The following is a 24,603-nucleotide window of genomic DNA, read 5'->3' as shown; positions in this document are numbered from 1 at the left end:
GCATGGACGCCTTCGACTTCCAACTACCCGAGAACCCGCCCCCGGAAATGGCCGCCGTGGCACAGCTCGGCGCCTCCCTGACACGACTGGCTGATGCTGTCGACACCTTTCACCAGCAGCACCTCGCCCTCGCCGACACCGTCGCCCGGACGCAGAACACCGCCACGCGGAAAGCACCCGGGAGCTTGCCGTGGCCGCTGCGCTGGCGCGAGCTCGACCGCGATGCCGCCGCACAGGTCTGGGCGTGGCTGATCGACTGGGTCGACTGGGCCGTCACCCGCTACCAGCTCGCCGAGGAAATCCCCGCCTGCTGGTACCGGCACCCGCCGCTGATCGAAGAACTGACCAGCCTCGCCGTCGCCTGGCACACCGTCTACGACGACACCGCGGCGGCGGACGGGCCGCTGCTGTGGCACGAACGGTTCGCCCGCGCCCGTGCCCGGTTGCGCGACTGGGACGACTACACCCGCTGCCGCAACGGCACCCACACCGACCGGCACCTCGACCTCGACTGGCCCGCTGGCTGGCGCGACGACGCCATCCACGCCGCCAACACCGACCTGAGCACCCGGCCCGCAGCCGCGGCCGCCGTCGACAAACCCGCAGCCGAGGAGGCGCAGAGCACATGACCATGCCCGCCGAGGTCACCTCCGCCACCGACTGGGACCGCCTGGTCACCACCCTGCGCGCGCAGTACGGCGACATCGACGACCTCTATCAGCGCATCACCGACCCCGAAGCCGACGAGCAACAGGAGCCCGAGGAGGACGACATCATGACCGACCCTTACACCGACGCCGAGCGCCAAGCCGAAGTCGACGACCGGGCCGCCGAGTACGCCGACGAGGAACGCGTCCGCCTCGACGCCGAAACCGACGGACGCGTCGACGGCGACTACGACATCGACCCCTACGACGAACCCGGCCTGGACGCCTGATGGCCGCCCTCATCCACGAGCCGCCCGCCGGGCCGCTCACTACGGACGTCCTGCGCTACCTCGACGTCCTGCCGGAACTCGATTTGCACAGCGCCGCCGTCAACACCGCCCTGCTCGAAGCCCACACCGCGCTGACCCCGCCCCAGTGCCGGGCAGCGCTCACCGACCTCCACACCCGGCTGCGCATCATGGCCGCCACCGCCAACTCCGCCCTCGGTGGCTGGCCCGAGCAGGACGAAGGCTCGCGATGAGCCGCGCCCACCTGCTGGCGCTGCTCGCCGGGGCAGCGCTCGCCGCCGCGGGCTGCAGCGTGGCCGCGCATCCCGGCTCCGGCCCCACTGAGCCGATCACTATCACGGCCGGGCCGTCGGAGGTAGACAGCGGCAACGAGGACATTGGGGCCGCCGCCACCGCTCCGCCTGCCGCCGCCGCCATGCTTGCCGTGCAGACCTACATCCGGTTGTGGGCCAGGCCCAGCCTTGCCCGCGACGTCTGGTACGCCGGCGTCCGGACCTGGGTGACTCCGGCCTACGCGCAGCTATTGGCTGACACCGACCCGGCCCACGTGCCCGCCCACGACGTGACCGGCCCTCTGCTTCCGGTGTCGTCGACCACGTCCGTGCTCGTCGCCGACGTCCCCACCGACGCGGGGCTCATCCGGGTCACTGTCGTCAACACCGCCGGGCGGTGGCTGGTCAGCGACGCCGAACCGGCTCCGGCAGCATGAACCGCTGGCCGTGGATCGCCGTCGCCATCATCGGCGTGCTCTTCGCCTGCAGCCTGCCCTTGGCCGCGATCCTGGACGACAACTTAGCATCCGCAGCCTGTACCGCCGACCCGGCCGGCGGTGGGCAAGCCCGCATCAGTGAGCACGCCGGGGCGGTCGGGCAGTGGAAGTCCACGCAAGTGGACAACGCGGCGGTCATCGTCGCCGTCGGCCAGCGCACCCACGTCCCCGCCCGGGGTTGGGTGATCGCGGTGGCGACCGCCATGACCGAATCCCGGCTGATCAACACCAGCAAGGTCACTGACCACGACTCCGTCGGCCTGTTCCAGCAACGCCCGTCGCAGGGCTGGGGAACCCCGGCCCAGCTCATCGACCCCTTCTACACCTCCCGAAAGTTTTACGCCGCCCTGATGCGCGTACGTGGCTGGGAGACCCTGCCGTTGACCGTCGCCGCGCAAAGGGTGCAGCGTTCCGCTTACCCCGATCGGTACGCGGAGTTTGAGAACGACGCCGAGAAGGTCGTCGCGGCAGTGACCGGCAAGGCATCAATCAGCGACCTGCCTGGGGCAAGCCTCGCCGACTGCGGCACCGACACCCCGACGGTCATCTCGTCCGGCGGCTGGACCCAGCCGGTCCGTGCCGGCATCGTCTCCGGGTTCCGGAGGCCGTCACGGCCCAAGCACCAGGGCGTCGACCTCGGCGCGAAGCGGTACACCGTCATCCGCGCCGCCTCCGCCGGCAAGGTCGTCTGGGCTGATTGCGACGACGACACCGGTAACTGCGACATCGACGGAAGTCCCAGCACGGGCGGCTGTGGCTACTTCGTGGAGATCCTGCACGCCGGCGGGGTCGCCACCCGCTACTGCCACATGGTCCGCAAACCCGACGTCGCCTACGGCCAGCACGTCAACGCCGGCCAGCCGATCGGCCTGGTCGGTACCAGCGGTCACTCATCGGGGCCGCACCTGCACTTCGAGGTCCACGTGCGCCGTGAGGCGCTGCACAACCGAGAGGAGGTCTACGAACCTGTAGATCCTGTTGCCTTCCTCGCGCAGAGGGGGGTGAAGCTGGGGGCAGCCTGATCCGGAGAGGTGTCCGGGTTGGGTGGGAGCAGCCCCGACAACGTCGGGACGGTCTGGCACTGCCAGACAGGCCGGGTCCGGCTAGCGAGACGGGACGGCATACGAGCAGGAACCAGCGGTGAGACCCCGTAAGCGAAGAACCTGCCCCGAACCTGGCGGATATGGGCAGGAGAGAGGAACACACCGTCCTACGTGGATTTGGGCGGTGTCCGACCGGCCTTTGGGCTGGTCTGGGTTGTCGGCTGAGCTGCGCGTGGTCGGCAACGTCCTCCGGGGCGGAGCTGGGTGCCTCACCCGTCGCATTCGGTTGTCAGTGAACACGGGAACCGCTGCGGTCTCGCCTCCCGCGTCGTCGCCATCGGCGTGAAGGCAAGGCCCACCGTCGGCCGAGGGGGTCGCAGCGGGGCGGAGCCGCCGTAGTAGTCCGAGGTCGGGAAAGCCGATCACATGGCGAAGGGCGGCAGCGAGTCGAGCAGCGAAGGAGATTGCAATGCCGGAAGACTCGCCGGTGAATATCGGCGATCTGCTCGCGCGGCCCTTGGTGGCCGAGCGGCGGGTACTGGAGATGCAAACCAAACTGCACCGATGGTCGGTGGTCGATGCTGGCCGCCGGTTCGATGATCTGTTCAACCTCGTGGCGGACCCGGCGTTCCTGGTGATGGCCTGGACACGGGTTCGGGAGAACAAGGGTTCGCGGACCGCCGGGGTGGATTGGCAGACAGCCCATTCCATCGAGGCGTCCGCGGCCGGCGTGGTCGGTTTCCTGGAACAGGTACGTGCGCAGGTCAAGGCGCGGACCTTCGTTCCGGTCCCGGTGCGGCAGCGGATGATCCCGAAAGCGAGCGGCAAGCTGCGCAAGCTGGGGATCCCCACGATCGCAGACCGCGTCGTGCAGGCGTCCTTGAAGCTGGTGTTGGAGCCGATCTTTGAGGCGGATTTCCTACCGTGTAGCTACGGTTTCCGCCCGGAACGCCGCTGTCAGGACGCGATCGAAGAGATCCGTTATCTCGCTGCCCGCTCCTATGAGTGGGTGTTCGAGGGTGACATCGCGGCCTGCTTCGACGAGATCGACCATGCGGCCCTGATGGACCGGGTGCGTCGACGCATCGCTGACAGGCGTGTCCTGACGCTGGTCAAGGCGTTCCTCAAGGCGGGCGTGCTCAATGCTCTCGGGCACGTCCGTGGCTCTCACGCCGGTACTCCCCAGGGCGGCATCCTGTCGCCGCTACTGGCCAACATCGCCCTGTCCGCGCTCGACGAGCACTTCGCCGAGCTGTGGCAGCGCCACCGCAATCCCACCGCGCGCAAGGATCACCGCCGACGCGGAGGCGCGACGTATCGCCTGGTGCGTTACGCCGATGACTTCGTCGTCATGGTGTCCGGCACGCGCGAGCAGGCGATGCGCCTGTGGGATGAGGTGGCCGCGATCATCGCGCCGCTCGGGCTGCGTTTGGCACCCGAGAAGACGAGAGTCGTGGGCATCAACGAGGGCTTCGACTTCCTCGGGTTCCGCATCCGGCGGGACCGGCAGAGGGGAAGCGACCGCTACTTCATCTACACCTACCCGGCGCGCAACACCCTGACGTCGGTCAAGGCGAAGATCAAGGCGGTCACACAGACACAGACCCTGGACCGCCCGCTCGACGAGATCCTCAAGCATCTCGGCACCATCGTGCGGGGCTGGACCCTGTACTTCCGGCACTCCTCGGCCAGCGTCACCTTCGCCTACCTGCGCTACTACCTGTGGAAACGGGTCGTCGTGTGGCTACGGCGTCGGCACGCGAAGCCGGGATGGAAGTACATCCGCCGCCAGTACTTCAACCAAGACTGGTGGCCCGAATGGAACGGCATCAGGCTCTTCGACCCCAGCACGGTGAAGATCCAACGTTACCGCTACCGGGGCACGAAGATCCCCACGCCGTGGGGCACGCGCCCAGCAACACCCTGACCAGCCGGGACTCGTGGAGAGCCCGGTGCTCGGAAACGGGCACGCCGGGTTCGGACGGGCGGCCAAGGGAAACGGCGGCGGAAACGCCGAAACCGCGCCCTTGGTCGACCCGTACACCAGCGTCACCTGCGGCGCCACCCGATGCCGGCTGACCAGTGCCAACGCGGTTCCACCTGCTCCGTTCATGGCTCAACGCGGGGCGACCCTCGGCCAGCCGTAACCCGTCTCGAATCCTGCCGCCGCGAAGCCTTCGACAAGGCGAGCCGGCACCACCAAAAGGAGGACGCACATGCACCAGGCCCACCAAATCCCCGACAGTGGGCAGTTCATCAACCCGCAGCGCAGCACCCCAGGTGCGCTCGGTCTCATCGGCCACTGGGCCACCGACGCCGGTCGGTTTCCCGTCCGGCGGCGGGCATCTCGGGCCGGCAAGTACCAGCACCACCGACCTCCTACCCGCCCGCCGGCGCACGTCACCCTGCCGAATACCCCGCAGCGGGCGCGCCACGTGCGCCAGCTGACGACACCAGCCCCTTCCATCGCATTGCGGAGGACCAGGGCTGGCCGCCCGGCGCGGCGGTGGCCGTCCGGTGACCACCGGCGTCACCACCGCACCCGACCTCAACGCGAGACGCCGCCCCGCCGCACCGCAGGCGGGGAGCCTGCATGAGCACCGAACTCACCGCCGGCGCACCGTCGACGGCCGCGCGCAGGGACGGCCCGCGGCGCCTGGACCGGGTGACCGCCCTGTGCCATACCGCGAACTACGCCCGCCGGCACCTGGAACACACCGTGCTCCGTGACGCGAACCTCACCTGGACCAGCTACGACGTGCTCCACCTCGCCGTCATGCACCGGCCCATCGACACCGGCGCCCTCGCCGGGATCGCCCACGTCTCCAAAGGCACCGTCACCCGCGCCGCAACCATTCTCATCAAACGCGGCCTGCTACGCCGCAGCAGACCGCCGGGCGACCGCCGCCGGGCTGTCCTCGCGCCCACCGCCGCCGGATGGGCCCTCAACCAGCAAATCCGGGCCGACCTCATCGCCGAACTCACCCGGCTCCTCGATACCACACCGGGCACCGGCACCCACGACCTCGCCGTACTGCGACGCCTCGTCGCAGCGCCAGAACCGGCAGGTGCCGCCCGCGATTAGACAGGACCACTCCCATGATCATGTACAACACACTCATCGGCGCCGCCGCCGGAACAGCGCTGATCCTCGTCCCGCGCTACTGGGCCGCCGTCCGCGGCGAACGTGTCCCTCTGCGCCTCGTGCGCGACCCCGTCGACCCCGGCGGGTGGGCCGCCGCGTTCGGCGTTCTCGGCCTGCTGCTGACCGGCTTGGGATTCACGATGACCGTCACGCACCCCCTCGCCGAAGCCAAGCCCTACATCGACACGCTCTTCGGTGAGCCGGCGCTGCTGCTCGGTGTGCTGCTGCTCGGCGCCGCCTGGCGCATCTCGCGACGGACCGGAACCCCGATCGACCGCGTACGCCTGAACGCCGCGTTGGCCCCGGCCGGCGTGATCGTGTTCGTCCTCGGCCTGGTGCTGACCTGGTGCACGCTGGCCATCCTGCGCTTCAACGTCATCAGCTCAGCACCCAACCAGGAGCCCATCAGCGGGCTGCTGCACCGCTACCCGGCAATCGAGAACACCTTCTTCGCAGTGCTGTACGGCCTGGCAGCGATCGGCTGCCTGCTGTTTCCCTTCGCCGGCAAGTCCAGCCGCAGAGGCCTATGGCTGACCCTCTACTGGGCGTGGACGGCCAGCGGTATCGGCTTCGTCCTGTTCTCCGCGATGAACTTCTACACCCACACCGGCCTGGTCATGAACCTCACCGAAGGCACCGCCTACCGCTGGTAAACCGCCGCACCGCAGCAAATCCGAAGACGTCGATCCCAAAGGGAGGTCATACCGCCACGCCGCATCCTGCCACGGGCATGACCGGCCGCATCGTTGCCGGGCTCACCGGCGCAGTACTCCTCCGCCAGCGTCAGCGCCTGCAACGGTGGACGACCCGAAGCTCAGACCGCGCCGAGCACCGCGAGCACGCCGGGCCAGCCCGCCAGCGCACCACCTTCGCTGACCTCGCCGCCCGCCGCTGCGGCGAGCTACAAGCCACCGTCCAAGCCCTGCGATCTCCTCGACCGGCCACGGCTGACCGCCGCGCTCGGCGCCGACGCGGGCGATCTGATCAAACCGCGAGTGACCGACACCGACGTAATCGTCTTCGCCGCCTGCGAGCGCCTGTTCGGGCCGGCAACGGGGCGCAGCGTGGTCTCTCTACAGGTCCAGACCCTCAAGACTGGCACGGCCCAGGTCTACTACGACGGCCTGCGGCCTGCCCAACAGAAGCTGACCCCGATCGCCGACGTGCCGCAGCTCGGACAAGGCGCTTACACCTACAGCTATCGGTAACCGGCGCGGCGCTACCACCGTCACCAAACCACGCCGAACATCAACCCACATCAAAATACGCGACGTGGAATTGGGTCTAGGACTCCTCGGAGGCCGACAGTATTGAATGGAATTCGTTTCGCTCCGGCGCCGCCGTAGCCGAGCGATCCCCAATTCGAACCAACGTCGTTAAGGATTCGCTCCAAGACTGGTCGGTCGACCGGCGCATCGGCGAGCACTTCATCCCAGTTCTTGATGGCGATGAGAAAGCAGGTAGTTTCATCAAACCACAGCATGTCCTCCAGGCAGTCGGACAGTGCTGGCCAATTCATTCCGAAGTAATCGGGGAAGTCGAGCTTGGATGCAAATTCCGCAAAGAGTGCGTCGTGGTCTCGCATCCGCGAACCATCCAGCTCGAACACCCGACATCCGTCTGGACGCCCTTTGACCAGGTCGTCCACGTTCGTGGCGGCCGCAAGCTTGTGCAGCCATGGGCCATCTGAAGACCACCATGGTTCTGTCACTCTTGACATCATCTCATCTGCAACCAGTTGAAATAGTGGTCGCGGGTGTGGTATGCCGATCCATCCGAACCGGCGACCAGGCGCTCGCCACCTCTATTCTGATTCTTTACGAAGGGATTCACATCATACTCAGTGTACGTTATGGCGTTTCCAGTTGCATCGGTTCGTGGCAGAATGGTTGTGCCGTCGCGTCCATCGTTCGAGAAGGGGCGGTTCTTTCCCTGCCACTTCGGAAGACCGTAGCCAGCCGGACCCACCCCATTCTGGTCAACGTAATCCAGAGTATCCCAAGCATTTTTCGGTGCCGGGCCATGGCCAATACCACACCCAAGGGTGTTATGGACCAGCACCGACGTGTTGCCGGCTAGCACATAGTACGTGTGGATGTCGGCGACGGTGAGGTTGTAGGCCATCGCGGTGCGCCGGGTTGCCAGGCGGGTTCCGTCGACAGGGATGGTGCGACCGTCAGCGGTGCGGACTCGATCTCCGCTGTCGAGCTGGTCGACGCGCTGCCACTCCTCGTCGGTGGCGTTCCAGAACGGGTGATCCTCGGTCGCCGTCACCCGGTCGCCGTCTATGGCGAGGTCGACGACTGTGTCTTCGTGTATCCAGAGGGCTGTGACGGCCTTGGCGGCAGACTCCCCGGTCTCAGGGTCGGTGGCGATCACCTTGTCACCGACGCGGACCTCCGCGATCGGCCTTCGGCTGCCGTCGGCCATGAGAACACGGGTGTCGCCCTCGAAGCTGCAGTACGCTCCGCCCGCTACCTTGATGCCGTTCCGCATGGCCGCGCCCGTTTCCGCGGCTTTGAAACCCTTGCCGGCACCCATAAGTGAGCGGAGGCCCTTCAAGGCTCCGCCTGCCGCCTTGACCGCGCCGCCGGGTGTGACGAGCGAGGCGACCGTGCCGGTGATGTTCCCGCCCGTGTACCAGGGGTTGTTCTTGATTTCGCAGGTTGATCCCGGGACGGCGAATTCCATGAGCTTCGAGGGAAGCCCGAAGAACAGGGCGTCGGAGATGCCCCACTCGAGGGCACTGACGTTCTTCTTAAGGTTCTTGGTCGCGCCGCGGACTACATCGACCACACCGTCCCACATGTCGCAGACAGCACAGAGCCCGGTGGGGTCGGTGTTCTGCAGCGGGTTGTTCTCGGCGTAGGCGTAGGGCTGGTGGGTGGTGTCGACGATGGGGTCGACGGAGAGGAATTGGCCGGTGGTGGGGTCGTAGTCACGGGCTCGCAGGTGTACGAGCCCGGTGTCCGGGTCGGTCCAGGCGCCGGTGTAGCCCATGGCGCTGTCGCTGCTGCCGCCGTGGACGATGCGTTTGCCGTACGGGTCGTAGGTGTTCCGGCCGGTCGCGGATGCGGTGTTGTTCGTGATGAGCCGGACGGAGCCGACGTTGTCGGTGTGCAGGTACTCGGCGGTGCCGGTGTTGTCGATCTGGGCGTAGGGGGTCAGGTCGGGGCCGTACAGGTAACGGTGGGTGCCGTCATCGAGGATGACCGGCATGGTGCCGACGGTGGCCCAGGTGAATTCAGTGGTCGCGCCGTCTCGGGTGCGCGAGCGGCGTAGCCCGGCGCCGTCGACGGTGTAGTCGGTGCTGATGCCGTCGGCGCCGGTGACGCCGGTGAGCATGCCCATGTCGTTGTGGCGGTAGCGGGTCGTCTTCGCCGTGGCGGTTGCCGTGGCCGATGTCCGGCTGCCGTTGTCGTCGTACTGGTAGGTGGCCGTGGTGGCACCGGCGCGGGTCGCGGCGGTGAGCTGCTGTCCGGTGTAGGTGAGGGTGGTGCCGTCGGCCAGGCCGGTCAGGTTGCCGCCGGGGGTGGTGGCGTAGGTGCCTGCCGCGGGCGAGCCGGTGACGGTCTTGAGCTGGCCGACGGTGTTGAAGGCGTAGGCGCGCTGCGCGTCGGTGGCCATCTGCCCGGCGCTGTCGTAGGTGTAGGTGAACGTGTCGAGGGTGGTGGTGGCGTTGGCGTGCGCGATCGACAGCGGGCGGCCTGCCTTGTCGTACGCGTAGGTGCTGGTGACGCCGTTCGGGGTGCGCTGCGAGGACATCTGTCCGTTGGCGTTCCAGCCGAAGGTGGTGGTGCGGCCTTCCCAGTCGGTGGCGGAGGTCATCTGTCCGGCGTCGTCGTAGCCGTAGGTGACCTTGTCGCCGCCCGGGTAGGTGAGCGAGGCGAGTCGTCCGGTCGGGTCGTAGCCGTAGGCGACGGTGTCACCGCCGCCACGGGTGCTGGTCGTCAGGCGTCCGGCGTCGTCGTAGGTGTAGGCGGTGGCTCCGGTGTTGTCGGTCATCTTGGTGCGGCGACCGGCGTCGTCGTACTCGTAGGCCACGTCGGTGGTGTCCGCGTCGCTGTGGTCGATGCCGCCCAGGTCGCCGGCGGCGTTGTAGCTGACGCCGATGGTGTTGCCGTCCGGGCGGGTGACGGTGCTCGGGCGGCCCGCGTCGTCGTAGGTGTAGCGGGTGACGAGGCCGCCGGGCTGGATGCGCGTGGTGCGCAGCCCGACCTTGTTGTAGGCGTAGGTCGTGTTGTCGCCGTCGGGGTCGGTCAGCTTCACCAGCAGGCCGTCGGCGTTGTACTGGTGTTTCGTGGTGCTGTCATCGGCGGCGGTGATGGTGTCGGGTAGTGAATCGGGGGTGTAGCTCTGTTTGGTGACCCTGTTCAGGGGGTCCTTGGTCTCGGTGAGTTGCCCGGCGTTGTCGTAGGTGTAGGTGGTCTTGGCGCCGTTGGCGTCGGTGGTACTCGTAACCTGCCCGGCGGCGTCGTAGGTGCTGCTGGCGGTGGCGCCGGAGGGCAGCTTGGTGGTCAGCAGCCGTCCGTCGGCGTCATAGGTGTACGTGGTGGTGTTGCCGTTGGGATCGGTGGCGCTGGCGCGCAGGCCGTGCGCGTTGTACGCGAATCGGGTCTTCTTCCCGTTCGGGTCCGTGACGCTCTCCACCTGACCGCCGGCGGTGTAGGCGGTGCGCGTGGTCGCCTTGGTGGGGTCGGTGACCGCGGTGACGCGGCCGAGCTTGTCATACGTCGTCTTGGCGATCTTCCCGTCAGGGCCGGTGACGGTCACCGGGTTACCGTCGGCGTCGTACGTGTAGCGGGTGGTCCGTTCCCCAGGAGCGGTGACCGTCAACACCCTGCCGACCTCGTCGAAGGTGCTGGTGGTCTTGCGCCCGGTGGCGTCGATGGCGGTGACCGGCATGCCGGCCCTGTCATAGGCGACACGGGTGACCGTGTCGTCGGGCGCGGTAGTGGACGTGGGCAGCCCCGCCGCGTTGTAGGTGTAGCTCGTCACCTTGTCGCCAGGGGAGGTCTCGGTGGCGACGGTGCCGTCGTCGTTGTAGGTGAAGCGTTGTTGCCGCTGGTCGGGGCTGGTGGTGGTCAGCAGGTCACCGAAGGAGTTGTAGGTGTTGGTGGTGGTGCGGCCGAGCGGGTCGGTCACGGACGTGACCTGGTTGGAGTAGTTGTAGGTCCACGAGGTCGTCCGGTTCAGGGCGTCGACCTGCCGGATCCGGTTGCCCTTCTTGTCGAAGGTGGAGGTGACGGTCTTGCCGAGCGGGTCGGTGACGGCGGTCGTGTTACCCGCCGGATCGACACGGTACGACCATGTCTGCGCCACGGCGCTGCCCGATGCCGCCGTCTTCCAGGTGAGGTAGCCGTCCTTGTACTGGCTCACGGTTACGGTGCCGTCCGGATTGGTCACCGTGGTCGTACGGTATCCGGAGGTGCCGGCCGTTGCGTTGCTGTAGGCCATCAGCGTGGTCTGGCCCAGCTGATCGATCTGGCGCACCACCCGTCCCGCGGAGTCATAGGTGTTGCGCAATGACGCGCCGCTCGGCTTTACGACCAGCACCATCCGTGAGGCGCTGTCGTAGCCGTAGCGGGTCACGGCACCGTCGACCCCCATGACCGCGTTCAGTCGGCCGGCCTGGTCGTAGCCGTAACGCACCGTGCGGCCCGCGGAGTCACTGAGCGCGGTGAGGAGGGATCCGGTCCAGGTGAAGGTGAGTTTCCGTCCCCCGGTGCCGGTGACCGTCGTCAGTCGACCTTTGCTGTCGTAGTGGTAGTCGATGGTATTGCCGTGCTTGTCCCGCTGGCCGGTCAGCCGGCCGGCAGGGCTGAAGGCCATGATCTCCGCCTCACGACGAGTGAAGATCATTCCGCCGTCGTCGGCGCGTTTGAGGGTGGCGAAGACGTTGGGGCTCGCTTGGAATTCGCCGTCCTCGTCCTTGAAGAAGGAGACGGTGGAGCCGTTCTCCTGCTTGAGCTTGATGGTCCGCGACGTCGTAGGGTCGTCGGAGAATTCCAGTGCGGCACCGTAGTTCGTCGACCAGCCGACGCCGAGCGGGCCGTCGGTGCGGTTGGCCGAGCTGGAGTAGGTGCGGGTCACCTCGAGCGCCGGGCCACTGCCGGGCAGGGCGAGATCCGTGATCGTGTCGAAGAACTCGCCGGTAAGGGTGTTGACCGGGTCGCAGCTGCACGTCTGGGTACCCGGCTGGGACGGGTTCTGCCCACCCTGGGTCTCCTCCAGCGGCGGCGCCGGCGGAGCAAAGGGCGTGTAGAGCACGCCGTTGGACCGAACGCCGAAACTGCTGGCGAAATAGGTATGATACGGCTCTATACCACCAAAATCCCACCACCATGAGCACCCAGTGGTGTCGCAGGACTTGTATTGCCCAAAGAGCTCTTCCCCACCTTCGTGCCGGGTGTCATTCAGCCAGATTTCGTTGTCCCACGTGTCACCCGTGCGGCGGTTGGTTTCGGCGCGGAAGCCATTGCCGGCTCGCTCCAGCGTCAGGGTCATGGCGGAGAAGTCGGCCGGGTTGCCGTCCCAGAACGCCTTCGTGCTGACCGGAGCGGTGAGGCGATCGGTGAGCACCGCTTGGATGAAGTGCCCAGCCCGATCACTGTGCACCGTGACGGTGCAGGTGATGCCGTTGCCGCAGGACTCGATCGTCTCGCCGGCGGTGACGTCGACGATGTCAAGGTAAAAGCGCGAAGCGTTGATGTAGTGGCTCAGACCGACGTAGAGGATGACCTCGTCGACGGCACCGGTGGTCAGGTACTCGACCTCTGCACTTGTGATGAAGGGTTTGCCGGACGTGTTCGACGGGAATCTCACCGCCCAATCGACGGAGTCTTTTACGTCGCCGGTGTCGACGCGGTAAAGCTCGGCTCGGATCTCATGCCACAAGATCGCCTTGTACGACAGGTGCTTGGCGCACACGTAGACCTCTGCGCCCATCGCGCAGGAACCCACGGTCCTATCGGCGGTCAGGTCGGTGATGCGCACGCGGTAGGAGTCGTCGTAACTGCCGTTGATGTTCACCGCGACTTCGTCGGCGGGGTCGCGCGCCCCAATGGGAGCGAGCATCGAGTCAACGTGCCAGGGGAACGACTGTTGCCCCTTTAGGCCTGAGGCGTCGACGGCCGTTACGGTGGTCTCGTTCCTGAACCCGTAGCTGTACTCATCGGGATCTACGTTGGCCAGAGTCCCGGAGATCAGGCCGGTCTTGGCGTCGATGGACAGGCCCTCCGGCAGGCCGGTGGCCGACCAGGAATAGGGCGCCTTACCAGCAGTGACCGTGGGTTGTACGCTCACCCGCTCGCCTTCGAGGTGGCTCAGGTACTCCTCCGGAGCCACGGTGACCACTACCGGGTCCTTCACGGTCCAGGAGAACGATGCTCGGGCGCTCCGGCCCTCCCCCCAGCGGTTTGTGCTGTCGTATGCCTCGAGGAGCACGTTGTCGATGCGGCCCTTGATCCTCGGTACGCCAGTGATCAGACCCGTCGCAGTGTTGAGGGTCAGCCCTTCGGGAAGCCCGCTCGCGTAGGAGACGTAGTCAAGAATTTCCCAATTTATTCGGCCCTTACCGCCGGTCGCGATGAGCTGTAGCGAGACCGGCTCACCGAACAGGCTGGTCTGGTCGGCGACGGTGAACCGGACCGGGTCGATGACCCTCCACATGAACGTGCTGGTTGCCGAGCCTCCGGCAGTGTCGGTCACGGTGACGCGCACCGAGGAGTCGCCCAGCGTGGTCGGCGTGCCTGTGACGACGCCGGTCGCGGGGTTGATGCGCAGACCTGCCGGCAGTCCGGAAGCGGACCAGGTGCGTACACCGCCGCCGTGGTAAGGGGAGACGACGTCGGTCATCGGCTTCAACAATTTCTGCCGGACCGGACTGCTTTGCACGTCCGCCTGTTCGTCCACGCTCAATGGCATGGCGGTTTCCCAGAGGAACGGCACGGTGCGGGCCTGAACGCCGGTCGCGTCGGTGACGGTCACTGCAGGCACGTAGGAACCGAGCACGGTCGGCTTGCCGCTGATCACGCCGGTCGCCGCGTCGATGCTCAGACCTGTCGGCAGGTCAGTGGCCGTCCACAGGTACGGCGCCGTTCCGCCGCCGGCGATCATGGGACGCACCACATCGATGTCGAGCGTGCTCGCCAGAATGCCCGGATCCGCCAGGGTCAGCCGGCCGTCGGGTGCGCCACCACGGATCTCGACTTCGTCGACGAGGGTCCAGGCACCACTACCATCGACTTCGATCTTGAAATAGCGGCCGGTGCTGTTCAGACCGATGGCCCGGTAGATCTTGCGCTGGTCGGCGTCGGACGCGGCGGGCCGGGCGATGGTGGCGACGGTCTCGTAGATCTCGCCGTCAGTGGACGCCGCGTAGGTGACGGTGGCGGGCAGCGCGACGTCGTCGTCTTTGGCCTGTAGCCAGCCGGTGTTGATCTCGGTGATGGTGCGTGTAGTCCCGAGGTCGATGGTGAACGAGTACGTGCCGGCGCCGCGACGGCCCTGCCAGGCCTGGTCTGAGGCGAGCTGCCCACGGAAACCGTCGGTCAGAGCGGTGCCGTTGGGGTCGGGGTATGCGCTGTCGGCGGGGGTGCTGACGGTATACGTACAGCCGGCACCGACGGCCGTGCAACGGGCGTAGTCGATGACAGTTGCCGGCGCGTCGACCGTCGTGACCGTCGCGGTGGCGCTGTGCTCCGACTCTCCCCCGCGGGCGCCGAGCGCCGTGACGTCGTAGCGGTACGTCGTAGCTCCGTCGAGCTGCCGGTCGGTGAAGGCCGTCGAAGTGGTCTTGGCGATGAGGTCGCCGTCGCGGTAGACGGCATAGTCGGTGGCGCGGTCAACCTCAGACCAGCTGAGGTCGACCGTTTGGGCGCCGACGGCCACGGCGGTCACACCGCTGGGGGCATGTTCCGGCAGGGTGGCGTCGACCGTGAAGGAGAAGTGGCCGGTCTCGCCCCAGCCATAGGGGTTGTATGCACGGATGTGCACGTACCAGGTGCCGTCGCCCGCGACGGTGGTGTACTCCGCGTCCGTGGTGTCGATAGTGGTGTCGGGCACCGTGGTGGGTGACTGATCCACGACGAGGCTGTAGCCGTCGACGTCAGAGTCCTTCCGCCACGTCGCGGTGAAGGTGGTGCCGGCGTACTGCTGCACCGCGATCGGGTGCGTGGGAGAGTCGATTTCCACCTTGGCCGGTACGTCGTGCTCGTCCACGTCCCAGCCGAAGGTGAAGCTTCCGCTGCGTCCCTCGGCGTCAGTAGCGATCACCGTGGTCGTCGTGGTACCCAGTGTGGTCGCTCTGCCGGTGATGGCACCGGTGCCGGGATCGATGATGAAGCCCTCCGGCAGGCCGGTTGCCGTCCAGACGTAGGGTTTGGTACCTCCGCTGGCTTCCAGCTGCAGCGAGTCGGCGATGAGCCGGTGCGATCGCCATCCGCCGTAGAACGATGAGACCGTGACGGCGTTTTCACCGGTGGCAGAGGTGATCTCCCATTCAAAGTCGATCGAGGCCCGGCCGGGGCTCTCGTTGCTGACATCCTGGACGGTCACACGCACGGACGCCTTGCCGACGGTGGTGGGCCGGCCCTTGATCTTGCCGGTGGCAGTGTTGATCTTCAGGCCGGGCGGCAGACCAGTGGCCGACCAGGTGTAGGGGCCGGTTCCGCCGGTGACAGTGGCCGCGAGCGACACGTCGGTGCCCTGAACGCTGCTCTGTGCGCCCGGGACGGCGATGACGACCGGGTAAGCGACCTTCCATTTGAAGGAGGTTCGGCCGACCGTGCCGGTTGCGTCCTTGGCCTTGACCTTCACCCTCGTCTTTTGTTCATTCTCGGAGATCTGACCGGTGATCTCGCCGGTGGCCGCATTGATGGACAGACCGTCGGGCAGGCCGGTGGCCGTCCACGTATACGGCGCGGTTCCGCCGTGTGCGACGAGCGGCTCGTAGATCTCCTGGTGGGGCACGCTGTATTTGGTGTCGGGTTTGGTGACGACCACACCGGTCGTCGCCACGACGACAGTCCAGGTGAACGACACGTCGGCGCTACGGCCGGCGGTGTCGGATACGGTCACCGTCGTGGAGGCCGTCTCGACCGTGGTGAAGGTGCCGGTGATCGCGCCGGTACCGGCGTCGATGGTCAAGCCGGCAGGTAAGCCCGTCGCTGACCATGTGTACGGTGCGGTGCCGCCGTGGGCCGGGAGTGCCAGAGAGAAGCCGACCCCGACGGTGCCGTCCAGCCACTCAGGGTTCGTCGCGGTCAGGGGATATGCGACGTTCCAGGAGATGAAGACCTTGTCGGTGCGGCCGCCCGCGTCGGTGGCGGTGATGGTCACCGTGGTCGAGGTCGCGGACGTGGGAACGCCGGAGATGATGCCCGTGGCGGGGTCCATGCTGAGTCCGGCGGGCAGGCCGGTCGCGGTCCAGGCGTAGGGGGCGGTACCGCCTCCGGCCGTGACCGTCAACGCTACTGCCGTGCCGGTCGTGCCGGTCTGAAATCCAGGGTCGATGAGGGCCAGAGCGGTCGCGACGCGCCATGCGACGGGCTTAGAGGCGGTGTGCCCGTCAGCGTCGGTCATGGTGACTGTGACGCTGGCCTCGCCGGTCGTGGTGGTGGCGCCGGTGATCGTGCCGGTGGTCCTGTCGATGGTTACGCCGGCAGGCAGGCCGCTGGCGGTCCACGTGTACGGGGCGGTGCCACCGGAGCCGGTCGCGGTGACCTCGATGTCGACTCCGGCGGTGGCGTCCACCGTGTCCGGGGTGTTCACGGTCAGCGCCGGGCCGATCTCCCAGGTGAAGGTGGCGGCGTCGGTGCGCTGGCCGCTGTCGGTGGCGGTCACGATGATCGTGTTGGTGCCGGTGGTGGCGGGGGGACCGGAGATCACGCCGGTCGCCGCGTCGATCGATAGGCCGGCGGGTAGGCCGGTGGCGGTCCAGGTGTAGGGGGCGGTGCCGCCGGTGGCGGTGACGCTGACGGACACGGGGCTGCCGGCGGGGTCGTGGTGGGTGCCGGGGCTGGTCACGGCGACGGGGGTGGCGACGGTGAGCGGGAACGTCACCGTGCCGGCGATCTTGAGGTTGTCGGTGACGGTCACCTTGACCGATGCGGCGGTGGCGGTGGTGGGGGTGCCGGAGATGACACCGGTGGTGTTGTTGATGGTCACGCCGGCGGGGAGGCCGGTGGCCGTCCAGGCGTAGGGAGCACTGCCGCCGGTGGCGGTCATGGTCAGCGTCGTGGCCACGTCGATGGTGGCGGCGCGGGGGCCGGGGTCGGCCGGCTGCGGTGCGGGGCCGATGTTCCAGGTGAAGCCGGTGGCGCCGGAGGTGCCCGCGGTGTCGGTCGCTTTGGCGGTGACGGTGTAGGTGCCGTCGGTGGCCGGGGTGCCGGAGATGACACCGGTCGCGGGGTCGATCGACAGGCCGGCGGGCAGACCGGTGGCGGTCCAGGTGTACGGGGTGGTGCCACCGGCCGCCTTGATGGCCAGGTCGGCGATGGCGGTCCCGGGGGCGTTGCCCCGGGTGCCGGGGTGGGTGGCGATCACGCCGGTGGTGAAGGTGAAGGACGCGGTGGCGGCGACGCCGGCGGTGTCGGCGGCGGTCACCCTGGTCGCGTGGCTACCGGCGGTGGTCGGGGTGCCGGACAGGACGCCGGTGGACGCATTGATCGCAATGCCCGGGGGCAGGCCGGTGGCGGTCCACGCGTACGGGGCGGTGCCACCCTGCGCGGAGATCGTCTTGTAGTAGGCGACCCCGGTCGGGCCCGCCTGGTTACCCGGGTTCGTCACCGTGACGCTGCCGATGTTCCAGGTGAAGGTCCGGGTGCCGGCGCGTCCGGCGGTGTCGGTGGCGGTCACCGTGACCGTGTTCGTGCCGGTCGCGGTGGGGACGCCGGTGACCACACCGGTCGATGCATTGATGGTCAGGCCCGCGGGTAGGCCGGTGGCGGTCCAGGTGTAGGGGGATTTACCGCCGGTGGCGGTGACGGTGGCGGACGCGGCGGATCCGATGCCGTCGTTCTGGGTGCCGGGGTCGGTCACGGCGACGGGCTGTGCGACGGCGATCGGGAACGACACCGTGCTGGCGATCTTGAGGCTGTCGGTGACGGTCACCTTGACCGTGGGGGCGGTCGAGGTGGTCGGGGTGCCGGAGATGATGCCGGTGGAGGTGTTGATCGACAGCCCGGAGGGCAGGGCGGAGGCCGCCCAGGTGTAGGGGGCTTTACCGCCGGTGGCGGTCATGGGCAGCGACATCGCCACCCCGATCGTGCCCGTCCTGGGGCCGGGATCGGCCGGCTGTGGGGCGGGGCCGATGTTCCAGGTGAAACCGGTGGCGCCGGTCGCGGACGCGGTGTCGGTGGCGCGGGCGGTGACCGCGTAGGTGCCATCGGTGGTCGGGGTGCCGGAGATGACACCGGTGGCGGGGTCGATCGTCAGTCCGGTGGGCAGACCGGTGGCGGTCCAGGTGTAGACGGTGGTGCCGCCGTTCGCCTTGATCGTGAGGTCGGCGATGGCGGTCCCGGTGGCGTTGCCGCGGGAGCCGGGGTGGGTGACGATCACGCCGGTCACGAAAGTGAACGACGCGGTGCCGGCGAAGCCGGCGGTGTCGGTCGCGGTCACCTTGGTCGCGTAGCTACCCGCGGCGGTGGGGGTGCCGGAGAGGATGCCGGTCGCCGAGTCGATCGTGATGCCCGGGGGTAGCGCGGTGGCCGTCCACGTGTACGGGGTGGTGCCGCCCTGTGCGGAGATCGTCCGCGAGTACGCGACCCCGGTCGGACCCGTCTGGTTACCCGGGCTCGTCACCACCACGACGGCGGTGTTCCAGGCGAAGGACGCCGTCGCGGTCGCGTTCGTGGCGTCCTTGGCGGTCACCACGACGGCGGAGTTGCCGACCACGGACGGGGTGCCGGAGATCGCGCCGGTGCTGGGGTTGATGCCCAGGCCGGTCGGCAAGCCGGTGGCCGACCACGTATATGGGGCGGTCCCGCCGGTAGCCGTCATCGGCAGCGACAGGGCGATCCCGGTGGGGCTGGCCTGTGCGGCCGGGGTCGTCACGCTCAGCGCCGCGGCCCATGCCGGGACCATCGTCGCGAAGCTGACCAGCACCGTCACGACACACAGCACAGCCAAGATCGCCAACTGTCGCGGACGGGCAGCGCGACCCGAGACGAACGACCCAGCAACCGAACGCGGCGCGCTCGACGCGGCCCACACCCCACCAAAAGACATGACGAGAAAAGTACGGATTTGCTGTGAATCTGCTGATCCCACGAACGGCCGCCCGGCTGTCCGAAAGGAGGTCGAGACATAGCGTCGAGGCTACGAAGAAGCCGCCTATCGGCCGACCGGCGCATAGCACCGCGCCCCAAAGGGAAACACTGGTTCAACCCGGTAACACGGGCACTCGAACCTCCTAGATCCACTTGAGGTGCGTTAGCCTCGTCTCACCGGATTCTCCTCATCTCGACCAGAGTCGTTGCGCGCTGATCGCTGCCGAACGACGCTTCGCGTGTCAGCCATGGTCGACCTCCGGCACGTCCAATCCCGGGTCGTCGAGCTCGGGATCATCCAACACACGGCCCTGCGCTGCGGTGGCGTGTCCGGCGAGCCGATCTGCCATCGGATGGGTGTGAGGCTGTGGTCGTGTGGCGTCCACGGCACGCACCCGGGCTGTGGTCTGGCGAACGGTCTCGGCGACGTGATCGGCAGCCCTACTGAGCTGCTGCGCGCGTCGAGCCGTTTCAGCAGCGGCGGCGAGTCCGGCGTAGCGGGTGGGCAGGGCGTCGGTGTACCAGCCGGCCCATACGGCTTGCCCCTCCTCGAGGACGTGCACGTTCTGGCGGGCCGCGCTCACCCGGGCGCGGGCGTCGCTGAGCCGGTCTTGCAGCTCGTCGACTCTCGAGGTGGCACGTAGCGCGTCGGCTTGAGCGGTCTGGTGCCGCTGGGCGGCTTGGGCGCGGAGAGGGCCGGCGTGCCACCACCGTGGCGTGGCAGCGTCCGCGTTCCGCGCGGCGGTGATGGCGGTGGTGCGGCCGGTGGCGAGGTCGAGGCGGGTGTCGCGGAGGTGGTGTTCGGCGGCGACGAGCTGGGTGTGGGCGACGCGTAGGCGTCCGGCGACGTAGTCGGGTGCCTGCAGGTCTGCCTCGCGTTGCGCGGTGATCAGCGCACGGATCTGGGCGTCGGTGGCGGCCTGAATCTGTCCGGCGAGGGTGGCGATGCCGAGGACGGTTTGCGCGCGTTGCCATGCGCCCCATCGGCCGATGTCGCGTGCCGACGGCGCAGGCCCGATGGGATCGTCGCCGGTGATGGTGTAGCGGTCGCGGTATGCGCCGATGACGGCGGCGCGACCGATCCACTGCTGGCGGCCAGGCTCGTCGTCCGGGACCGGCCCGAGCGCGGTGGTCCAGGCCGGTTGTTCCGTGGAGGCGTTGTGGGCGAGGGCGTCGATGCGGGCGTCGCAGATCGCGGCGACTTGCCGCAGGGCGTCGCCGATGTCGCCGTCGGCGTCAGGCGTGCGCTGGGTGTAGGTGCCTGCCTGGGCAGGGCTGAGCGCGATGGTCGGGTCAGGAGTCAGGTCGCGGTATGCCTGGTCGATGCGCCAGGCGAGCACGGCGGCGGTGTCATGGGCGCTAGTAAGCTCGCGGGCGGAGGCGACAGCGGCCAGGACCTGGTGAGGGTTGTATCCAGCGGCGGCCAGAGCTTGCAAGCGAGCAGCGAGTGCGGGCATTGCAGGGTCGGCGGCGAGGTTGCCGGCAGCTGCACGACCGGCGACTGATCGGATGACGGCGACGTACTGGTGGGTGGTGGCGCGGGCGGTGAGGTCGTCGTAGATCGGCCCCCAGTGCCGCAACGTGTCGACGTCCGCCCACAGGGTTTGTTCGGTTTCGGTGGCGGAGCGGTCGGTGCTGTCGCCGCGCAGGATGCTGGCGAGCACCGTGATCCCCGCCGTCTCCGGCGCGGGTGGGTGAGCCTCGGGGGGTTCGTCGGCGGTGACGACGGCGAGCTGGTTGAGCAGCCGGCCGCGGGTGGCCATGACGTAGAGCCGGGCCCGGGTGGTGGCCTGGTCGACGATGGCCCGGGCGACGTCGACGGTGCGGCCTTGCGCGGAGTCGACGGTCGCGGCGTAGGCGAGCTGGACGTGCTCGGCGACGTACGCGGCTGGCAGGGCAGTGTGGTGCCCGGTGTTGGTGTTCTCGACCAGCAGTTCACCGTCTGGCCCGAGGTCGATAACGAGCCATTGGGCGCGGTTGGCGACGAACGCTTCGCCTGCGGTCAGGGTGCGGTTGTTGCGCCGGGTGACGACCAGGTCCCCGACACCAGCGCGAGTACCGTCCCGCAGCTCGATAGTGCGGCCGGGCTGCACGAGGCCGGCGCGGATGAGCAGGCGCCGGGCTTGGCGGGCGATGTCGGCGGCTTCGGCTTCGGTTTCTACGAGGATGAGGCTGCTGCGGTCTTGGAGGATGTCGGCGGCCCATCCGTCGAGGACGTGGGCGATGAGCTCGGCGCGGTGCCCGGCGAGGATGCGGCCGCGGCGGTCGTACTCGGCCAGCACGGTGGTGTCGCCCTCGCGTAGCCGCAGCGACGCCGGGCCCTCCCACGAGTCGGTGAACCGGCGTACCTCGCGCAGTTCGGTGGTAGTGCCGAGGGAGGCGAGGTAGCGGAACATGCCGCCGGGGCCGATGGCGGAGATCTGCTCGGGGTCTCCGACCAGGATGAGTTTCCCGCCGACGGGTTCGAGGAGTTGGGTGAGGCGCACGAGGTCATGCGTGGATGCCTGCGACGCTTCGTCGACGATGACCCACTGCCCGGGCCGGAATGCCCAGTCGTTGCCGGTGGTGCCGTCTGGCGCGGTGTCTTGGGCGCGGAGCCACATGGCGATGTTCTCGGTGCGGATGCCGGGATGGTCGCCGTCGCGGGTGGCGTCGGCGAGCACGAACGCCGCGTTCTGCCCGACCGTCAACCCCAGAACGGGCACGCCGGCGTGGCGGGCGGCGACGCCGACGGCGCGCTGCAAGAACGTCTTACCGGTACCGGCTGGGCCGACGATGCCGGTGACGCGGCGGTCATCGCCGACGGCGAAGTGCAGCGCAGTGCGCTTCTCGGCGCTGAGGTCAAGCTGGGCGGCGACCCTGTCGAGCAGCGCCGCGGCGGCGGCGGTGGCGCCGCGGCGGGTGGCGTAGGCGATGAGTTCTTTCTCGGCGGCCAGGACCGGCTCGGTGGACAGCTTCAGGTCGCGGTGCCGGCTGTAGATGCTCTGCCGGTCGGTCTCGCGGACGAGGGTTTCGCCCCAGTCCACCAGCGCGGGCGGAGTCAAGACCCGTAGCCCGCCGGCGTGGGTGCGCACTGCTTGGGCGGCGAGGCGTTGCACGCGCCGCCAGTCGCTGCTGCGGTCGGTGCCCGGGTCGACGTGAAGGTGCCGGCCGATGGCCAGTTCAAGGTGGTCGACGGTGAACACCGCCCGGTCCGCGCTGACCTCGTCGACGGCGCGTTCCACGGCCAGGTGTGGTAGGCGCCGGATCGCGGCGGTCACCACCGGATACCGCTGCTCGTCGGTGTCGAACCCGGCTTCGGCAGCGGCCATGTCCAGGTCCTCGAGGCGGACGAGGCGGCCGGCGCGCCGCTGCTGGGCGCGGCGGATGATCTGCTGGGCCTGCTGGTCGATGTGATCCGGCACCCGCCGGGCGACGATGCGGCAGACTTCTGCGGAGGTGTCGAGCCCGGTTTGCCGGTCCTCGCGGTGCCAGCGTGTGACGGCTTCGGCCGTGGATTCCGGGCCGTCTTTGGGCTGTCGGGTGCGCAGGGTGGCGTCCTGCGCGGAGCGCCGCCACCTGCCGGTCGGGATCCATTCTCGGCCGGCGGCGGGGTCGCTGGTGCGGGTGTCCATCTCGGTTTCGATCGCCGTGCGCCGCTTGGCGTAGTGGGCGAGCGCGGCAGGTTGGAAGCCGACGATCTCGCGGATGGGGGAGCCCTGGCGGGCGGCGAACCGGACGCCGAGGCGGCGGCCGAGTTGGTGTTCGACGGCGCGTTCGTAGGAGACCCGGGCGGCGATGGTGGCCTGGTAGAACGCCTTGGAGTCGAGGGCGAGCCAGGTTTCGCGGCCGTCGCGGGTGATGCGGACCTTGGAGCTGACGATGATGTGCGAGTGCAGCTGCGGGTCCTTCTCCCGGCTCATGCGGTGGTCGAAGACCATCGCGGCGAGCCCGTCGGTGTCGACCTGCACGATGCCGTTGGTGCCGAGCCGGGTGAACGCCCCGTGCGCGCGTAGGTGGGTGAGGGCGGCGCGGACACCGTCGTGATGCGCGGCCATCACCTGCTGTTTGACGCGGTTGTCGCCGAACGCCCACAACAGGCTGACGCTTTTCACGGGCGATACGGTCACGTCGAAACCGGCGACAGGGTGCCGTTCGGGGGCGGTCCAGATCCGCAGCCACACCTGCGCGATCTGCTCGTACGTGGCATCAGGGGGCAACGCCGCCCACGCCTTCTCCACGGCGGCTTGCCGGGCGTCGTCGTCCGTCGCCTCGAATTTGCGCCACATCCGGCCGAGCCGCTCACCGGAATCGGGATGGCTGCCTTCGCCGATCAGGTTCTGCATCTGCTTCTCGGTGACCTGCCCGTCGACGCCGAACAACGCCCGGCTGTCGCCCGCCCACCAGCCGGGCGCCTCGCCATGTGCGGCGGGGTCGGCGTGGTAGGCGACGGCGGCGTTGGGTGCGGCAGGTCGGAAGTCGTGCCGGCCGGTGGCGACCTGCCGGGTCAGATAGGTGATCCCGGCCCCGGGCGCAATGCGGGTGACCGTGAGCATGCCGCCAACCGTAGGCACTCGCCGGGCCCTTTTCGACATTGGAATGCCAGGGGGTGTGCTTCTTCCGAGAAGGGGTTAGAGAGCTCTCTGATATCTGTGCTGATGGGAGCCGGTGTGAGCAATGTTGAACGATTGAGCGACAATTTAGAACTAACATTCAACGATTGCCAAGTGTGGAGGGTGAGCGTGTGAAATAGGTAGCGTCATGGCATGGCTAGCAAAACGACGAACAGTGCTATTGAGGCGTTGGAGCGGCGGCACGCGGCGGAACGCGCCGCGTTGAAAGCGGCGGCGGACGCGGGTGCGGCGGTCCGCCGCGCGCAGCAACGGCGCGCGGCGGAAGTGGCGCGCCTGGATGAGATGGTGGCAGGGGCGGAACGCGGCGCGGATGTGGCGTTGGCGGTCCTGGCGTCGCTGATGGCGGCGGACGTCGCTGCGGTGCTGACAGAGGAAACCCCGGCGCGGGTGCGGCTGGGACTCCAGCGGGCGCCGATGGAGGACGTCAACGCGCGCGTGGGGGAGTTGACCGACGGTGTCCCGGTGGTGCGGCGCCGGGGCCGTCCGCGCGGAAGCGGACGGCCCGCACGCGCGGCCGGTGCCGGGTCGACGGTGGTCACCGGCGGTGTGAGCGAAGCGGGTGTGCCGGGTGCGGCTGCCGGTCCGGCGGATGATGCGCCGTTCAGCGGGATGCAGCCGCCGCGCTAGGTGTGTCGGTGAGGATCAGGCCGTACCGCTCGCAGACCGCTTCGATGCGCTGCGATGTTGCGGTGCCGTGGCGTTGGTTCGTTGACGCGAGGGGTTCGATTTCGGCGGCGAGCGCGGCGAGTTCATCGAGGGTGAGAGTCGCCGTCGGGGCGGTGATGATGGGCATGGGTGGGCTCCGTC

Annotated in this window: 15 protein-coding genes and 1 pseudogene; 11 read left to right on the top strand and 5 right to left on the bottom strand. The window is 68.4% G+C overall.

The window, feature by feature from the left end:
* Nucleotides 1-2: 2 nt before the first annotated feature.
* The 9 genes from AB0B58_RS26745 (at nt 3) to AB0B58_RS26705 (ending at nt 7,120) form a co-directional block, all read left to right on the top strand.
* Nucleotides 3-629, top strand: coding sequence for a hypothetical protein (locus AB0B58_RS26745; protein ID WP_360228990.1), 627 nt, complete (start codon nt 3-5; stop codon nt 627-629).
* Entirely contained in the window at nt 626-937 is a 312-nt protein-coding gene (locus tag AB0B58_RS26740; RefSeq protein WP_360228987.1) for a hypothetical protein, read from the top strand. Before AB0B58_RS26745 ends, AB0B58_RS26740 begins: the two co-directional genes overlap by 4 nt.
* Entirely contained in the window at nt 937-1,188 is a 252-nt protein-coding gene (locus AB0B58_RS26735; RefSeq protein ID WP_360228984.1) for a hypothetical protein, read from the top strand. The genes AB0B58_RS26740 and AB0B58_RS26735 overlap by 1 nt, the downstream gene beginning before the upstream one ends.
* Complete coding sequence (locus AB0B58_RS26730) at nt 1,185-1,664, top strand: hypothetical protein (RefSeq protein WP_360228981.1); 480 nt, start codon at nt 1,185-1,187, stop codon at nt 1,662-1,664. Before AB0B58_RS26735 ends, AB0B58_RS26730 begins: the two co-directional genes overlap by 4 nt.
* Nucleotides 1,661-2,746, top strand: a complete 1,086-nt coding sequence (locus AB0B58_RS26725; protein WP_360228978.1) for a M23 family metallopeptidase — start codon at nt 1,661-1,663, stop codon at nt 2,744-2,746. Before AB0B58_RS26730 ends, AB0B58_RS26725 begins: the two co-directional genes overlap by 4 nt.
* 490 nt (nt 2,747-3,236) lie before the next feature.
* On the top strand, nt 3,237-4,694 hold the full coding sequence (gene ltrA, locus AB0B58_RS26720) for a group II intron reverse transcriptase/maturase (RefSeq protein ID WP_360228975.1): 1,458 nt from the start codon (nt 3,237-3,239) through the stop codon (nt 4,692-4,694).
* Between the two features lie 666 nt (nt 4,695-5,360).
* Nucleotides 5,361-5,852, top strand: coding sequence for a MarR family transcriptional regulator (locus tag AB0B58_RS26715; protein ID WP_360228972.1), 492 nt, complete (start codon nt 5,361-5,363; stop codon nt 5,850-5,852).
* A gap of 14 nt (nt 5,853-5,866) precedes the next feature.
* A complete protein-coding gene (locus AB0B58_RS26710) occupies nt 5,867-6,565 on the top strand; it encodes a DUF981 family protein (protein WP_360228969.1) in 699 nt (232 codons plus the stop codon).
* Nucleotides 6,566-6,658: 93 nt separating this feature from the next.
* Nucleotides 6,659-7,120, top strand: coding sequence for a hypothetical protein (locus AB0B58_RS26705; protein WP_360228966.1), 462 nt, complete (start codon nt 6,659-6,661; stop codon nt 7,118-7,120).
* Nucleotides 7,121-7,170: 50 nt separating this feature from the next.
* On the opposite strand, the gene AB0B58_RS26700 is transcribed toward AB0B58_RS26705, so the two are convergent.
* Together AB0B58_RS26700 and AB0B58_RS26695 are read right to left on the bottom strand one after the other, a co-directional pair.
* The gene (locus tag AB0B58_RS26700) at nt 7,171-7,521 is read right to left on the bottom strand and encodes a barstar family protein (RefSeq protein ID WP_360228963.1); all 351 of its coding nucleotides are present in this window, start codon (nt 7,519-7,521) and stop codon (nt 7,171-7,173) included.
* A 110-nt stretch (nt 7,522-7,631) separates the two neighbouring features.
* Nucleotides 7,632-16,667 (bottom strand): putative Ig domain-containing protein, encoded by a 9,036-nt coding sequence (locus AB0B58_RS26695; protein WP_360229010.1) that lies wholly within the window; start codon nt 16,665-16,667, stop codon nt 7,632-7,634.
* Here AB0B58_RS26695 and AB0B58_RS26690 point away from each other — a divergent pair.
* Nucleotides 16,657-16,860: a hypothetical protein gene (locus AB0B58_RS26690; protein ID WP_360229022.1), complete on the top strand. Its 204-nt coding sequence runs from the start codon at nt 16,657-16,659 to the stop codon at nt 16,858-16,860. The genes AB0B58_RS26695 and AB0B58_RS26690 overlap by 11 nt on opposite strands.
* Here the strand turns inward: AB0B58_RS26690 and AB0B58_RS26685 are convergent.
* Both AB0B58_RS26685 and mobF read right to left on the bottom strand, forming a co-directional pair.
* A pseudogene (locus AB0B58_RS26685) lies at nt 16,761-18,914 on the bottom strand (putative Ig domain-containing protein); the annotation flags it as partial. The gene AB0B58_RS26690 and the pseudogene AB0B58_RS26685 overlap by 100 nt on opposite strands.
* Before the next feature lie 511 nt (nt 18,915-19,425).
* Nucleotides 19,426-23,718 (bottom strand): MobF family relaxase, encoded by a 4,293-nt coding sequence (gene mobF, locus AB0B58_RS26680; RefSeq protein ID WP_360228960.1) that lies wholly within the window; start codon nt 23,716-23,718, stop codon nt 19,426-19,428.
* A gap of 210 nt (nt 23,719-23,928) precedes the next feature.
* On the opposite strand from mobF, the gene AB0B58_RS26675 reads away from it, so the two are divergent.
* Complete coding sequence (locus AB0B58_RS26675; RefSeq protein ID WP_360228957.1) at nt 23,929-24,423, top strand: hypothetical protein; 495 nt, start codon at nt 23,929-23,931, stop codon at nt 24,421-24,423.
* Here AB0B58_RS26675 and AB0B58_RS26670 read toward each other — a convergent pair.
* On the bottom strand, nt 24,398-24,589 hold the full coding sequence (locus AB0B58_RS26670) for a hypothetical protein (protein ID WP_360228954.1): 192 nt from the start codon (nt 24,587-24,589) through the stop codon (nt 24,398-24,400). The two genes, AB0B58_RS26675 and AB0B58_RS26670, sit on opposite strands and share 26 nt — an antisense overlap.
* Nucleotides 24,590-24,603: the final 14 nt, after the last annotated feature.

This window comes from Actinoplanes sp. NPDC049118 (assembly GCF_040648555.1).
Lineage (GTDB): Bacteria > Actinomycetota > Actinomycetes > Mycobacteriales > Micromonosporaceae > Actinoplanes.
This window is presented reverse-complemented; position numbering and strand designations above follow the sequence as displayed.